The 14,747-nt window shown below is 68.1% G+C and carries 12 protein-coding genes; 11 read left to right on the top strand and 1 reads right to left on the bottom strand.

All coding sequences use genetic code 11. The features are described 5' to 3' along the window. The first annotated feature begins 52 nt into the window (after window positions 1–52). The 6 genes from metH (at window position 53) to ACQPW1_RS32040 (ending at window position 10,374) form a co-directional block, all read left to right on the top strand. Window positions 53–3,649 carry a methionine synthase gene (gene metH, locus ACQPW1_RS32065; protein ID WP_433655496.1) on the top strand — a complete coding sequence of 1,199 codons (3,597 nt, stop codon included), beginning with the start codon at window positions 53–55 and terminating at the stop codon, window positions 3,647–3,649. 478 nt (window positions 3,650–4,127) lie between these two features. After that, window positions 4,128–5,864: a protein kinase domain-containing protein gene (locus tag ACQPW1_RS32060; RefSeq protein ID WP_433655495.1), complete on the top strand. Its 1,737-nt coding sequence runs from the start codon at window positions 4,128–4,130 to the stop codon at window positions 5,862–5,864. Window positions 5,865–5,980: 116 nt separating this feature from the next. Next, window positions 5,981–6,652, top strand: a complete 672-nt coding sequence (locus ACQPW1_RS32055) for an HAD family hydrolase (RefSeq protein ID WP_433655494.1) — start codon at window positions 5,981–5,983, stop codon at window positions 6,650–6,652. A gap of 149 nt (window positions 6,653–6,801) precedes the next feature. Next, complete coding sequence (locus ACQPW1_RS32050) at window positions 6,802–7,665, top strand: HalD/BesD family halogenase (protein WP_433655493.1); 864 nt, start codon at window positions 6,802–6,804, stop codon at window positions 7,663–7,665. 61 nt (window positions 7,666–7,726) lie between these two features. Then, on the top strand, window positions 7,727–8,563 hold the full coding sequence (locus tag ACQPW1_RS32045) for a class I SAM-dependent methyltransferase (protein ID WP_433655492.1): 837 nt from the start codon (window positions 7,727–7,729) through the stop codon (window positions 8,561–8,563). Next, the gene (locus ACQPW1_RS32040) at window positions 8,560–10,374 is read left to right on the top strand and encodes a choline/carnitine O-acyltransferase (RefSeq protein ID WP_433655491.1); all 1,815 of its coding nucleotides are present in this window, start codon (window positions 8,560–8,562) and stop codon (window positions 10,372–10,374) included. Before ACQPW1_RS32045 ends, ACQPW1_RS32040 begins: the two co-directional genes overlap by 4 nt. On the opposite strand, the gene ACQPW1_RS32035 is transcribed toward ACQPW1_RS32040, so the two are convergent. Beyond that, window positions 10,375–11,349 (bottom strand): NAD(P)H-dependent flavin oxidoreductase, encoded by a 975-nt coding sequence (locus tag ACQPW1_RS32035; protein WP_433655490.1) that lies wholly within the window; start codon window positions 11,347–11,349, stop codon window positions 10,375–10,377. It abuts the gene before it with no gap. A gap of 71 nt (window positions 11,350–11,420) precedes the next feature. Here ACQPW1_RS32035 and ACQPW1_RS32030 point away from each other — a divergent pair, with 71 nt between their 5' ends. The 5 genes from ACQPW1_RS32030 (at window position 11,421) to ACQPW1_RS32010 (ending at window position 14,740) form a co-directional block, all read left to right on the top strand. Next, complete coding sequence (locus ACQPW1_RS32030) at window positions 11,421–11,702, top strand: phosphoribosyl-ATP diphosphatase (protein WP_174412539.1); 282 nt, start codon at window positions 11,421–11,423, stop codon at window positions 11,700–11,702. A 48-nt stretch (window positions 11,703–11,750) separates the two neighbouring features. Then, window positions 11,751–12,602, top strand: coding sequence for an ATP phosphoribosyltransferase (hisG, locus tag ACQPW1_RS32025; RefSeq protein WP_433655489.1), 852 nt, complete (start codon window positions 11,751–11,753; stop codon window positions 12,600–12,602). Between the two features lie 126 nt (window positions 12,603–12,728). Next, window positions 12,729–12,863: a hypothetical protein gene (locus ACQPW1_RS32020; protein WP_433655488.1), complete on the top strand. Its 135-nt coding sequence runs from the start codon at window positions 12,729–12,731 to the stop codon at window positions 12,861–12,863. Continuing rightward, window positions 12,863–14,077: a YeiH family protein gene (locus tag ACQPW1_RS32015; RefSeq protein WP_433655487.1), complete on the top strand. Its 1,215-nt coding sequence runs from the start codon at window positions 12,863–12,865 to the stop codon at window positions 14,075–14,077. The genes ACQPW1_RS32020 and ACQPW1_RS32015 overlap by 1 nt, the downstream gene beginning before the upstream one ends. A 501-nt stretch (window positions 14,078–14,578) precedes the next feature. Continuing rightward, a complete protein-coding gene (locus ACQPW1_RS32010) occupies window positions 14,579–14,740 on the top strand; it encodes a hypothetical protein (protein WP_433655486.1) in 162 nt (53 codons plus the stop codon). Window positions 14,741–14,747: the final 7 nt, after the last annotated feature.

The following is a 14,747-nucleotide window of genomic DNA, read 5'->3' as shown; positions in this document are numbered from 1 at the left end:
ACACGCGACGCGGCGGGCTGCACTGTCGCACCCGACCATTACGCTTGATCGCATGTCTGCGTCAATGCCCGCCGAGTTCGACACCACGCTACTCGACACGTTGCGCCGCCGTGTCGTGATCGGTGACGGTGCAATGGGCACGATGCTCCAGGCGGCCGATCTCACCCTCGACGACTTCATCGGGTTGGAGGGTTGCAACGAGATCCTCAACGACACCCGCCCCGACGTGCTGCGCAGCATTCACCGCGCCTACTTCGAGGCGGGCGCCGACGCGGTCGAGACCAACACCTTCGGCTGCAACCTGCCGAACCTGGCCGACTACGACATAGCGGACCGCATCCGCGATCTGTCCGAGCGCGGCACCCGGCTGGCCCGCGAGGTGGCCGACGAGATGGGACCGTCCGCCGACGGCACCCCGCGCTACGTGCTCGGCTCGATGGGCCCCGGCACCAAGCTGCCCACGCTGGGCCATGCTCCTTATACCGCGCTGCGCGACGCGTACACCGAATCCGCGCTCGGCATGCTCGAGGGCGGCGCCGACGCCATTCTCATCGAGACCTGCCAGGACCTGCTGCAGGTCAAGGCGGCGGTGACCGGCAGTCGCGAGGCCATGCGCCTGCTCGGCCGGCGCATCCCGATCATCACGCACGTGACCGTGGAGACCACCGGCACCATGCTGGTCGGCAGCGAGATCGGCGCGGCCCTCACCGCGCTGGAGCCGCTCGGCATCGACATGATCGGGCTGAACTGCGCGACCGGCCCGGCCGAGATGAGCGAGCACCTGCGGCATCTGTCCAGGCACGCGCAGATCCCGGTGTCGGTGATGCCGAACGCGGGCCTGCCGGTGCTCGGCAAGAACGGCGCCGAATACCCGCTCACCCCGGAGGAGCTCGCGGTCGCGCTGAGCGGTTTCGTCTCCGAGTTCGGGCTGGCACTGGTCGGCGGCTGCTGCGGCACCACCCCCGAGCACATCCGGCAGGTGACCGAGGCGGTCCGCGAGATCGAGCCGAAGCTGCCGCCGCTCGACGAGCGCCGCACCCCGTTGCACGAGCCCGCCGTGTCCAGCATGTACACGGCGGTGCCGTTCGAGCAGGAAGCGTCGGTCATGATGATCGGCGAGCGCACGAATGCCAACGGCTCCAAGGCCTTCCGCGACGCGATGCTGGCCGAGGACTGGCAGAAGTGCCTCGACATCGCCAAGGACCAGACCCGCGACGGCGCGCACATGCTCGACCTGTGCGTCGACTACGTCGGCCGCGACGGCGCCAAGGACATGGAGGCCCTGGCCGCCCGCCTGGCCACCTCCTCGACGCTGCCGATCATGCTCGACTCCACCGAAACCCCGGTACTCAAGGCCGGTTTGGAGCACCTCGGCGGCCGCTGCGCGGTGAACTCGGTGAACTACGAGGATGGTGACGGCCCGGAGTCCCGGTTCCAGCAGACCATGCAGCTGGTCGCCGAACACGGTGCCGCGGTGGTCGCGCTGACCATCGACGAGGAGGGCCAGGCGCGCACCGCCGCGAAGAAGGTGGAGATCGCCGAGCGTCTCATCGCGGACATCACCGGCAACTGGGGGGTGCTGGAAAGCGACATCATCATCGACACGCTGACCTTCACCCTCGGTACCGGCCAGGAGGAGTCGCGCAAGGACGGCATCGAAACCATCGAAGCCATCAGGTTGCTCAAGACCAAGCATCCGGCCGTGCAGACCACCCTCGGCCTGTCGAACATCTCGTTCGGCCTGAATCCCGCGGCCCGCCAGGTGCTGAACTCGGTGTTCATGCACGAGTGCGTGCAGGCCGGGCTGGATTCCGCGATTGTGCACGCATCGAAGATCTTGCCGATGGCGCGTATCCCGGACGAGCAGCGCAAGGTCGCGCTGGATCTGGTGTACGACCGCCGTGGCGAGGACTACGACCCGTTGCAGGTGCTGATGGGTCTGTTCGAGGGTGTGTCGACGTCGTCGTCGCGGGCCTCGCGCGCCGAGGAGATGGCGTTGCTGCCGCTGTTCGAGCGGTTGGCCAGGCGGATCGTGGACGGCGAGCGCAACGGCATGGAGGCCGACCTCGAAGAGGCAATGCAAGAGGTGCCGCCGCTGCAGATCATCAACGAGACGCTGCTGTCCGGCATGAAGACCGTCGGCGAGCTGTTCGGTTCCGGCCAGATGCAGCTGCCGTTCGTGTTGCAGTCGGCCGAGGTGATGAAGGCCGCGGTCGCCTACCTGGAACCGCACATGGAGGCCACCGACGACAGCGGCAAGGGCCGCATCGTGCTGGCCACCGTCAAGGGCGACGTGCACGACATCGGCAAGAACCTGGTCGACATCATCCTGTCCAACAACGGCTACGAGGTGGTCAACCTCGGCATCAAGCAGCCGATCGCGACCATTCTCGATGCTGCCGTGGACAAGAAGGCCGACGTCATCGGCATGTCCGGGCTGCTGGTGAAGTCGACCGTGATCATGAAAGAGAACCTGCAGGAGCTCAACACCAAGGGCGTGGCCGAGCAGTTCCCGGTGCTGCTCGGTGGCGCGGCGCTCACCCGCGGTTACGTCGAGAACGACCTGACCGAGGTGTACGAGGGCGACGTGCACTACGCCCGCGACGCCTTCGAGGGCCTGCGGTTGATGGACGACATCATGACCCGCAAGCGCGGCGGCGGCATCGATCCCGACAGCCCCGAGGCGATCGCCGAGCGGGAGAAGGCGGCCCAGCGCAAGGCGCGTCACGAACGGTCCAAGCGGATCGCCGAGCAGCGCAAGGCGGAGGAAGTGCCGATCGAGGTGCCCGCGCGCTCCGACGTCGCCGCGGATGTGCCGGTGCCGACGCCGCCGTTCTGGGGCACCCGGGTGGTGAAAGGCCTGGCGCTGCACGAGTATTCGGGGCTGCTCGACGAGCGCGCCCTGTTCCTCGGTCAGTGGGGTCTGCGCGGCCAGCGTGGCGGCGAGGGTCCCAGCTACGAAGAGCTGGTGGAAACCGAGGGCAAGCCGCGGTTCCGCGCCTGGCTCGATCGGCTGAGCACCGAGGGCGTGCTGCAGCACGCGGCGGTGGTGTACGGCTACTTCCCGGCGGTGTCCGAGGGTGACGACGTGATCGTGCTCACCGAACCGAATCCCGGTGCGCCCGAACGCTATCGGTTCACCTTCCCACGGCAGCAGCGCGACCGCTTCCTCTGCATCGCCGACTTCATCCGCTCGCGCGAGCAGGCCGAGGCGACCGGTCAGGTGGACGTGCTGCCGTTCCAGTTGGTCACCATGGGCCAGCCGATCGCCGACTTCGCCAACGAGCTCTTCGCGGCCGACAACTACCGCGACTACCTCGAGGTGCACGGCATCGGCGTGCAGCTCACCGAGGCCCTCGCCGAATACTGGCACCGCCGGATCCGCGAGGAACTGACCCTGGACGGGCACGCGGTCGCCGACGACGACCCCAGCGACGTCCTGGAATACTTCAAACTGGGCTATCGAGGCGCGCGCTACTCGTTCGGTTACGGCGCCTGCCCAGACTTGGACGATCGTGCCAAACTGGTCGACCTGCTCGAGGCCGACCGGATCGGCGTGGTGCTGTCCGAGGAACTCCAGCTGCATCCGGAACAGTCCACCGACGCGTTCGTCCTGCTGCACCCCGAGGCGAAGTACTTCAACGCCTGAGTCCGGAGCGGACATCGTTCTCAGTCCGCGCTCCCGCTGAGTTAGCCGCATACTCGCTACGGCGAGTGTGCGGCCGAACGCGCGTGCGGTCGCCGTGGAATCAGTTATCGGACCGGTCGGTGGAAAGTGATTGTGGTCACCGTGTGGCGGAACACTGTTCGCGTACCGCAAGGGCCTTGGCTACCTGCTCGTATGTCATGATTTGGGCAAATCCCGACGCGCCGACCGGATTTCGTGCTTCGGCGTGGCGGAGCGCTGACCTGGGGTATCACCCGGGGAGCTTTGGTGAGGTGGATGTGTGTCGGGTGGGTATGCCATTGTCGGAAGCGTTGCAACTGCATCCGGGGCAGTCGGCGGGTGCGTCGCCATCGCTGCTTACGGGTGTAAAGGACTACGGCGCGTAGCATTTTCGGGGATTTCCCGGTGTTACGCGCCACTGCAGTACCAGCTCGGCGCGTAAGCAGGAAGGCACAACAGCATGACGGCGGACCGATTGATCGCGGGACGGTATCGACTCACGGATCCGATCGGCACAGGCGCGATGGGCGTCGTCTGGCGCGGCACGGACGTCCGCCTGCGGCGCACGGTCGCGGTGAAACAGCTGATACTCGGGCCGGGATTAACGCGCACGGCCGCGCTGGAGGCGAAGCTGCGCGCCATGCGCGAGGGCCGCATCGCGGCCCGGCTGCATCATCCGCACGCGATCACCGTCTTCGACGTCGCCGAGGAAGACGGCCAGCCGTGGCTGGTCATGGAATACATGGACGCCCCGAGCCTGGCGGCCAAACTCTCCGGCAAGCGCACCCTGTCGCCGGTGGAGGTCGCCCGCATCGGTGCACAGGCCGCCGGGGCGCTGGCCGCCGCGCACGACGCGGGCATCATGCACCGCGACGTGAAACCGGCGAACCTGCTCGTCGGCGACGACGGCACGGTGAAGATCACCGACTTCGGCATCTCCCGCGCCGTCGGCGACGTCACCGTCACCGCCACCGGATTCCTCGCGGGCACCCCGGCCTACCTGGCGCCCGAGGTGGCGCGCGGCGAGAACCCGGAACCCGCCTCCGACGTATTCGCCCTCGGCTCAACGCTTTACGCCGCCGTGGAGGGCCTGCCGCCGTTCGGTGAGGGCGACAACCCCCTAGCAGTGCTGCACGCCGTCGCGCGCGGGCAGGTGCCGGTGCCCGAGCACGCCGGCGCGCTCGGCCCCGTGCTGATGCGGCTGCTCGCCCCGACGATCGACGCGCGCCCGACCATGCGGGAGGCGCAGCAGGCGCTGGAAGCCGTTGCGGAGGGCCGGGTTCCGGGTTTGCGGACGCGGACCTCGCTCACCAAGGCGCTACCCGCCCCCAGCGGCGACAACGCGACGACCGTGCTGCCGCAACCGAGCCCGCCGCCGGGCACGGATGCCGCGGGCAGCACCGCGAACGCGAACGCCGCGACCGCTTTGGTGTCGACCGCCGCGCTGACGAATCCTCCTGTCGCCGAATCTGTTTCCGTGCAGCCGCCGATCCCGCCGCGCGGTGGCGCGTCCTCGACCCTGCCCGGCGGCGCGGGACCCGGCCCGTCGCGCAACCGTTCCCTCGCCATGGCCGGGGCCGCGTTCGTCGTGGTGCTGGCCGTGATCGGGCTCATCGCGTTCGTCACCAACGATCGCAACAAGGGGGACACTGCGGCACCGCCCGCGACCAACGTGGTCTCGTCCTCGGTCGGCGAGGTCCCGCCGTCGGCGCCCAACGCGGCGGGCCCCGGTCAGCAGGAGCCCGCGGCACAGGTCCCCACCCCCGCCTCGTCGGCGCCGCCGTCCTCGACTCCGGCACCGTCCTCGGCCCCGCCCTCCTCGTCGGCCCCGCCCTCGTCCGCGCATGCGACGACTCCGTCGCCGACCGTCAGCGCGACGCCTTTCGGTCCGCCGACGCCGGAGAAGGTTTCCCAGTTCGTGTCCGGTTACTACGGCATGCTCCCCGGCAATCCCAGTGCCGCGTGGTCTCAGCTCTCGCCCGCGTATCAGGGCGTGGCCGGTGGCTACAACGAGTACGTCCGCTGGTGGGGCACGATCAGCTCGATCACCGTTCGCTCGGTGACACCGAACGGCGACAACCGCGCGGTTGCTTCGCTCACCTATGTGAAGAAGAGCGGCGAGACGGTGAACGAGACCCGCTGGTTCCAGGTCGCCGCCGAGAATGGCCGCATGCTGATCATCGCATCGGGAACGTAAGCAAAGCTTTCGTCCCGGCGTGGTAGAGGCCACAACTGCGCAACTGGCCACGGTGGTGCATCGGGTGCGGCGGTTATCGTGGCTACGGCCTGATCGGTAATCGAACGAGGAGATGTGTGACGGCGCGACCAGTTGCTGTTCTGTGGGATATGGACGGCACGCTCCTGGATTCGGAAAAGCTCTGGGATATCGCGATGCGCGAGCTCGCCGGTAAGCACGACCGTGAGCTGACCGCCGAGCTCCGGCACACCTTCATCGGTGCGTCCGGACCGGACGCGCTGCGGCTGCTGTTCACCGGTATCGGCATCGAGCCGACACCCGAGGCGGTGCGCGCCGCGCGGGAGTTCATCGAGCACCGGGTGACCGAGTTGATGACCGGCCCCATCCCGTGGCGGCCGGGCGCGAAGGATGCGCTGGGGTTGGTCCGGGCCGCTGGGCTGAAGTCGGCGCTCGTCACCAATACCAAGCGGTCGCTTGCCGAGTATGGGCTCGACACCTTGGGTCGCGACTTCTTCGACGTGTCCGTCTGCGGTGACGAGGTGGCGCGTGGCAAGCCGGAACCGGACGTGTACCTGCGGGCCGCCGAGCTGCTCGGCCTCGATCCGCGCGACTGCGTCGCGATAGAGGATTCGCCGACCGGCACCCGCGCGGCACAGGCGGCGGGCTGCGCGGTGATCGTGATCCCGTGCGAGATTCCGGTGCCCGACGGACCTGGCCGCAGCTTCCGCGACACCCTCGTCGGCCTCACCGTCGATGACCTCGAACAAGCGCTGAAGCAGCGCGGCTGACCGGTCGCCGCTCGACACTCCCGACCGCGCTCCAGCGAGAGTTACTGTGCCGCAACGGGAGTGCGTGCTGCTGGTAGGTGTGACTGCGATCACCGGCAATCTCGCCCAATCCCGGGCGTGTCGGCGCTCCGCTCTACCAGAATGTCGCCATGGCAGCGTTGGGTGTCCTCGACGAGATCGTTGATACCGCACGGTATCCCCTCGCGAATTCCGCGGATCCCGGCCGCCGTGCCGCCGTGGACCGCGCCAGGGCGGAATTGGGTGCGATCGGCTGCACCGTGCTGCGCGGTTTCATCCGCCCGGAACTGACCGAAACGCTGCGCGCGCAGGGCGAAGCAATCGCACCGCACGCGTACTACGAGGTCGAGCGGGTGAACGCCTACAACATTCCGCTGGATACCGAACTGCCAGAAGACCATCCGGGGCGCATCGTGCTCGACCGTGGCAACGCGTTCGCGCCGCGCGACCGCATCCCCGGCGACGCGCTGATCCACCAGCTGTACACCGACACTCGATTCCAGCGTTTCGTCGCGGACTGTTTCGGCCTGGCCGAGTTGCACGAATTCGCCGACCCGCTGGCCGGCCTGTGCCTGAACGTGGTCGCGCCCGGTATGTCGCATCCGTGGCACTTCGACACCAACGAATTCACCGTCAGCATGCTGACCCAGCCCGCCGAGTCGGGCGGAATCTTCGAGTACTGCCCCAACATTCGCACGACCGAGGCCGAGCACCTCGACGACGTGCGCGACGTACTCACCGGCTCGGGCGAGCGCTTGATCCAGCGGCTCGACCTGCGCCCCGGCGACCTGCAGCTGTTCCAGGGCCGCTTCTCACTGCATCGTGTGTCGCCCGTCGCCGGTGCCACGCAACGACATTCGGCGATCTTCGCCTACACCGACCGGCCGGGCGTCATCGGCACGGTGGAGCGCACCCGTCAACTCTTCGGCCGCGTACTACCCGACCATCTGGCCGCCGCGGCCGACGTTGTCCGCGGCGACCGCTTGCTCGACTGAGCCGAACGGCCCGATCGATCCCACTGATCGGGAGTTACCGCTCGACCCGAGAGGAACGACTGTGGCAGTGCCGTTACATACGACCGGGAAAGCCTCCTTCGACGATATCTACGACCGTCCCGATCCACGCGACTACTACGCCCGCATGTCCGACCTCGACTACCGCATTCCGGAACTGGCGAAACCCGTTTTCCAGCAGCAGATTCGGGAGTACCGCGCCTCGGCCAGGGTCAGCACCCCGACCGTGCTCGACCTCGGCTGCTCCTACGGCGTCAACGCGGCGCTGCTGCGCTTCGACACCACCATGCCGGAACTCGCCGAGCACTACCGCACCGCGGACGGCGATCGCGCGGCCCTCATCGCCCGCGACCGCGAGGTGCTCGGCGCCAGGGACGGTCTCGGCGATGTCCGCTTCCTCGGCATGGACGCCTCCGCGCCCGCCCTCGCCTACGCGCAGCAGTCGGGTCTGCTGCACGACACCGTGTGCGCCGACCTGGAGTCCGGCGAACCGACCGAGGAGCAGCGTGAGCTGCTGGCCACCGCCGACATCATCATCTCCACCGGCTGCATCGGCTACGTCACCGAGAAAACTCTGACCCGGGTCGCCACCGCGCATCCCCGTCGGCGACCATGGATGGCACACTTCGTGCTGCGCATGTTCGACTTCGCGCCGATCGCCGCGGATCTCGCCGCGCTCGGCTACCGGACCGAGCAGGCGCCCGGGCTGTTCGAGCAACGCAGGTTCGCCTCCGCAGCCGAGCAGGACCAGGTGCTGAACACCCTGTCCGCCAAGGGAATCGACACCACCGACCGGGAAACCGAAGGCTGGCTCTATGCCGGCCTGTACCTATCGCGACCGTTGCCGAAGCACCACGCCGACACCGAGGACCAGCATTGACCGAACGCACCTTCGCCGCCGACGACACCCTGCCCCGGGTTCCCCTGCCGACGCTGGAGGACAGCTGCGCCCGATTCCTACAATGGTGCGTACCGCTGCTGACCGCCGACGAACTCGCCACCACCGAGGCGGCGGTCGCTGACCTGCTGCGCGCGGACGGACCGGGCCGCACCCTGCACGCGGCGCTGGCGGAGTACGACGCCACCCCCGGCGTCGGCAGCTGGCTCGACCTGTTCTGGCCGTCGCGGTACCTGGGCAGGCGCGACCGGATCGCGTTGAACGCCAACTTCTTCTTCCTCTTCCGCGACGAAACCACCCTGGCCACTTCGACCGCCGCTACCCAGGTGGATCGGGCGGCCGGAATCATCGCCGCCGCGGTGGATTACAAGCTCGCGCTGGATGCCGAGGCGATCCCGCCGGTGTTGCAGCGCGGACAGGCGCTGTCGATGTGGCAGAACAAGTACCTGTTCTCCGAGACCCGCATTCCCGGCGAAACGCAGGACAGCGTCCGGGTGCCCTACAGCGAGGAATGGCCCGGCCCGTCCGACGCCAAGCACGTGGTGGTCTTCTTCCGCGGCAGCATCTTCCGGATGGACGTGCTCGGCCCGGACGGTGCGCCGCACTCGCTGGACGATCTGGCCTGCGGGCTGCGCGAGGTGCTGAAGGCGGGCGCGCGCTCGACCCGAACCGATTCCGCGGTAGGGCATCTCACCACCAAGGCGCGCGCCGAATGGGCGGCGAGCAGGCAGCAGTTGCTCGCCGAACCGGCCAACGCCGCGGCACTGGACACCATCGAGACCGCGCTGTTCTGTATCTGCCTGGAGGACTTCGCCCCGCGCGACGAACTGCACGCCTGTGACCAGCTGTTGCACGGCGACAGCGCCAACCGGTGGTTCGACAAGGCGGTGTCGTTCATCGTCTTCGGAGATGGCCAGGCGGGCATCAACATCGAGCACTGCGGACTGGACGGCACCACCATCCTGTCCTTCGTCGACGCCATGCTGGAGACGACGGCGCAGGAGCACGCCGACCGATCCGGGGCGCAGGCGCAGGGGCTGCCCGCGGTCGAGCCGATCGACTTCGTGCTGGATGCGGCGCAGCGCAACGACATTGCCGCCGCCGGTGCCGACTTCGCTCGCTACGCGGCGGAAAACGCCACGCAGACGGTCTCTTTCGCGGACTTCGGCACCACCCGCGCCAAGCAGCTCGGCATCTCCCCGGATGCCTTCGCGCAGTTGAGTTATCAGCTGGCGCATCGGCGCAGCAAGGGAATCACCGGCGCCACTTACGAATCCATCGCCACCCGGCAGTACCGTAACGGCCGTACCGAGGCCATGCGGGTGGTCACCCCGGAGATGGTGGCGTTCGTGGACGCGGCGCAGGACCCGGCGGTCGACCAGGCAGCCAAGCTCGCCGCGGCACGCACCGCGGCCGCCGCACATGTGGCCCGCGCCAAGGAATGCCAGGCGGGTGCCGCACCCGAGCAGCACCTGTGGGAACTGCAATGGATTCAGCGTCGTCGCGGCGCGGAACTCGGTGTCACCGAGCCGATTCCGCTCTACGACAGCCCCGGCTGGCTGATCATGCGCGACGACTACCTGAGCACCAGCTCGGCGCCGTCGGTCAACATCCGCTACTTCGGTTTCGGCTCGACCAGTCCACGCTGCATCGGCGTGGCGTATGTCCTGCTGCCGGATCGCTGGAATCTGTACCTGGCCACGCCGACCACGGTCGCCGACCAGATGCACGAATTCGCCGAGCACCTGCGCACCGCGGTCGCCGATCTGGAGGCCCTGCTCAGCGAGGCGTGATCAGTCGCCCCGGACGCGTTGCGCGGCAGCGCGTCCGAAGGCGGCGTCCGCTTCGGCGCTGATCCTGGTCAGGACGTCGGCGGCGTAGTCGATCGAGCTGATGAGATCGACTGCCTCGCCGGCCCAGACCGCCAGCGCCGCCGGATCGCCGTGGTCGACGGCGTCGAGGTAGTCGGTGCGCGCCGTGGTGTCGGTGCGCAGCTCGTCCTCGCGGTCCTGCCAGCTGTCGAAGAACTGGTTGCGCAGCATGCGCGCGGTATACCGGTTCGGCCACGGGGACTGGCGCGCGATGTCGAATACCCGGTTGCGCGAGGTGTCGTCGCCGCGCGCGGCCACAATCGCCTTCGCCTCCTCGGGGGCGAGCAGCGCTTCGTGCGTCGCCTCGAAGCGGGTGCCGATCAGCGCGCCCGCTGCGCCCAGCGTCAGTGCGGCCGCAAGCCCACGGCCGTCCGCGATCCCGCCCGCCGCGAGCACCGGCGTCGGATGGACGAGATCGACGACCGTGGGGACGATCGTCAAAGTCGAACGCCCGCCACCATGACCACCCGCCTCACCGCCCTGTGCGATGACGACATCGGCGCCGACATCGCCGGCCCGCCGTGCCTCGTCGAGGTCGGTCACCTGGACCAATACCTTCGCGCCCGCGGCGCGCACCGCCTCGACGAACGGGCTCGGATCGCCGAACGACAACACCACCGCCCGCGGCTGATACTCGTCGAGCACCCACTTCAGCCGGTCGAGTTCGAGCGCCCAGCACAGAAAACCGACGCCCCATGGCGCCCGCGCCTTGTCCTTGGCGATGGCCAGCTGCGGGCCCAGCCACTCGCGGTCCCCGCCACCGGCCCCGATCAGTCCCAAGCCACCGGCATTCGAGACCGCGGCGGCGAGTTCACCGCCCGCCACGCCGCCCATCGGGGCCAAGGCGATCGGGTGACGCAGGGCGAACATCTCGGTCAACGCGGTGCGAAACGGCATGCACCCATCATGCCCACCACCGCGGTCGCCGAAAGCCGGGATGGGCCGGAGCAACGGTCCCGCACACCGGTCTGAAACAATGGCTCATCGTGAAGAACTTCGAAACCCTGTTCGCCGAGCTGCAGGATCGTGCGGTTACCCGCCCCGAGGGGTCCGGAACCGTGGCCGCGCTGGACGCGGGCGTGCATAGCCAGGGTAAGAAGGTGCTCGAGGAGGCCGGCGAGGTATGGCTGGCAGCCGAGCACGAGAGCGACGAGTCGCTCGCCGAGGAGATCTCGCAGCTGCTGTACTGGGTGCAGGTGCTGATGGTGGGTCGTGGATTGAAGCTGGAAGACGTGTACCGACATCTGTGATGGCCGCGTCTTACTCCGTAGTTTCTCCTCCCGAAAGGACCCCATCCCATGCTGCGCGTCGCAGTCCCCAACAAAGGCGCCCTGTCCGAAGCCGCCACCGCCATCCTCGTCGAGGCCGGTTACCGCAGACGGACCGATTCGCGTGACCTGACCGTGCTCGACCCGGCCAATCAGGTCGAGTTCTTCTTCCTGCGGCCCAAGGACATCGCCATCTACGTCGGGTCCGGCGAACTCGACCTCGGTATCACCGGCCGTGACCTCGCGCTCGATTCCGGCGCGCCGGTCAGCGAACGACTCGGCCTCGGCTTCGGCCGCTCCAGCTTCCGCTACGCCGCGCCGGCCGGACAGGCCTGGCAGGTCGAAGACCTCTACGACAAGCGCATCGCCACCTCCTACCCGAACCTGGTGCTCAGCGATCTGCAGCGGCGCGGCATCGAGGCCGAGGTGATCCGCCTGGACGGCGCGGTGGAGATCTCCATCCAGCTCGGCGTCGCCGACGCCATCGCCGACGTGGTCGGCTCGGGACGCACGCTGCGCCAGCACAACCTGGTCGCCTTCGGTGAGTCGCTGTGTGACTCGGAGGGCGTGCTGATCGAACGCGCCGGCTCCGATCAGCAGGAACGGGCCCGCAATCAGCTCATCGCCCGCGTGCAGGGCGTGGTCTTCGGCCAGCAATACATCATGCTGGATTACGACTGCCCGAAGGAGCTGCTGGAGGCGGCGGTCAAGATCACGCCGGGTCTGGAGTCGCCGACGGTCTCGCCGCTGGCCGACGACGGCTGGGTCGCGATCCGTGCGATGGTGCCGCGCAAGCAGGGCAACGAGGTGATGGACCAGCTCGCCGAGCTCGGCGCCAAGGCCATCCTGGCCTTCGACATCCGCTCCTGCCGGGCCTTCTGAGCCGGATTATCGCTGTCTGGTTTGTCTTGTATGCGTGAATAACTCACGCTGAACGCAACCGGTGTGCCGGGTGACCGGGTGTTGCTACCGTGCGGCCTCTCGATGAGGAACGCAAGGAGCACGCCCGTGTCACAGACATCGCCCGAGGAACGTTCGGGGAGCACATTCGCCTGGAGTGAGGACTGGCTGGCGGCGATCGTCGGACTGGCGCTGATCGCGCTGGTTCTGGTCGGCGTGATCCCGGATTGGCTGGTGCCGTGATGTCGGGTATCGAAGGGCGCGAAGGTAATACGTCGGAAGGCTCGGCTGCCGAGGGGAGCGTCGCTACCGAAACCGGAACGGACGCGGAGTCTTCCGCGCCGGTGAAGTCGGAAACGGCGGCGCTACAGGCTGTCTCGCGGCCTACCGTGGGTGCCGTCGTCGCTGGGATCGCGGTGGTCATCGCGCTCGGAGCGCTGACTCGCTACTTCGATACGCATGTCCCGCAGTGGGCGGCGGACACGCCGTTCAAGCGGGTGGCGAAGTCGATCGAGTTCCCCGTGTACGCCATCGCGATCGGCTTGCTCGGCAACGTCATCCTGTCCAAACTCGCGCTGCGCGACCGGCTTTCGGCCGGGTTCCGCACCGAGTTCTTCATCAAGACCGGCGTGGTGCTGCTCGGCGCCTCGATCAATCTGAAGATCCTGGTGACCGCGGCCGGACCGTCGATCCTGCAGGCGCTGCTGCTGATCACCGTGGTGTTCGGGTTCACCTGGTGGCTGGGCGGGCGGCTCGGGCTCGACGACAAGCTGCGCGCGCTGCTGTCCTCGGCCGTATCCATCTGCGGCGTCAGCGCGGCCATCGCGGCGGCCGGTGCGGTGCAGGCCAAGCGCGAGCAGATCGCCTACGCGGCCTCGTTGGTGATCATCTTCGCGCTGCCGTCGATCTTCGTATTGCCCTGGCTCGCCGATGCTTTCGGACTGTCCGACGCGGTGGCCGGTGCTTGGATCGGCGGCAATATCGACACCACGGCGGCGGTCGCGGCGTCGGGTGCGATCGCGGGGGAGAAGGCGCTCCAGATCGCCACCATCGTGAAGACCACGCAGAACGCGCTGATCGGTCTCGTCGCGATCGCACTGACCGCGTACTTCACCTTGAAGGTGGAACGCACTGCCGGTGCGGTGCGCCCCTCGGCGCGGCAGTTCTGGGAGCGGCTCCCGAAGTTCGTGCTCGGGTTCATCGCCGCGTCCGTCATCGGCACGCTCTACCTGCAGTCCGCGGACAAGAAGTCCGGTGCCGCACACATCCTGATCATCAACGACCTGCGCACCTGGTTCCTGATCTTCGCGTTCGTCTCGATCGGACTGGAGTTCTCGCTACGCGGACTGCGCGAGGCCGGGTGGCGGCCGATCGTGGTCTTCGGCTCGGCGGTGGTAGTCAACCTGGCTGTCGGACTTGGTCTTTCGATCCTACTGTTCCACAACTTCACCCTCTGATCGAACGCCGCCGCGCAGATCCCATCGCCCCGCGCACGAAATCGCCCGCAGTTTCGTGCGCGGCGCGAGAATTCGTGCGCAGCCGAGCAAGCCGCCGCAGCGCATCCCGTGGGCCGAGCGCGTGCTGCCGCGCATGGAATTGCCCGCCGCGCATGGAATTGCCCGCAGTTTCGTGCGCGGCGGGCGGATTCGTGCGCGGCGGAACGGTCGCCGACCCGGAGCGTGCTGCCGCATGACGGCATCCCGTGGGCCGAATGCGTGCTGCCGCGCACGAGTTCGCTCGCTGCGTACGGAATTGCCAACTGTGCCGTGCGCAGCGCGAGGATTCGTGCGCGCGGCTGCGGTGCGGCGCAGGGCGGTTGTCGGCAGCAGCCAAATCCGCGAGTCTTCACGAAAGTTTCATGGTGTGTCCGCAACACTGTGCGGTGTGCTGGGCGATATGTACATAGAGAAGGTGGGGCGCCGCTATGGGCCCCCGCACGGACGTACGGGAGGACGTCGATGACGACCGAGGTCGAGCGAGTCGGTAAATGGCCTCGCATTCGGAACGCACTGGTCTTGGCCGGTGACGTGGTGGGGGTGATGGTGCTGATGGCCGCGGTGGCGCTCGTCGGATCCCGTGGCACGTCACTTGATCTCCTCACCTGGGCGACCGGGCGATAGCGCTCGG

This window comes from Nocardia sp. CA-128927, assembly GCF_050955855.1.
GTDB lineage: Bacteria > Actinomycetota > Actinomycetes > Mycobacteriales > Mycobacteriaceae > Nocardia.
The sequence above is the reverse complement of the archived record's forward strand: the minus strand, read 5'-3'. Positions and strand labels throughout refer to the sequence as shown.

Excerpts from the sequence above, each read along its gene's own strand:
- ACQPW1_RS32010 (WP_433655486.1), top strand. The coding sequence starts at position 14,579 with ATGACGACCGAGGTCGAGCGAGTCGGTAAATGGCCTCGCATTCGGAAC.
- ACQPW1_RS32060 (WP_433655495.1), top strand. The coding sequence starts at position 4,128 with ATGACGGCGGACCGATTGATCGCGGGACGGTATCGACTCACGGATCCG.
- ACQPW1_RS32050 (WP_433655493.1), top strand. The coding sequence starts at position 6,802 with ATGGCAGCGTTGGGTGTCCTCGACGAGATCGTTGATACCGCACGGTAT.
- metH (WP_433655496.1), top strand. The coding sequence starts at position 53 with ATGTCTGCGTCAATGCCCGCCGAGTTCGACACCACGCTACTCGACACG.
- hisG (WP_433655489.1), top strand. The coding sequence starts at position 11,751 with ATGCTGCGCGTCGCAGTCCCCAACAAAGGCGCCCTGTCCGAAGCCGCC.
- ACQPW1_RS32015 (WP_433655487.1), top strand. The coding sequence starts at position 12,863 with ATGTCGGGTATCGAAGGGCGCGAAGGTAATACGTCGGAAGGCTCGGCT.
- ACQPW1_RS32035 (WP_433655490.1), bottom strand. The coding sequence starts at position 11,349 with ATGCCGTTTCGCACCGCGTTGACCGAGATGTTCGCCCTGCGTCACCCG.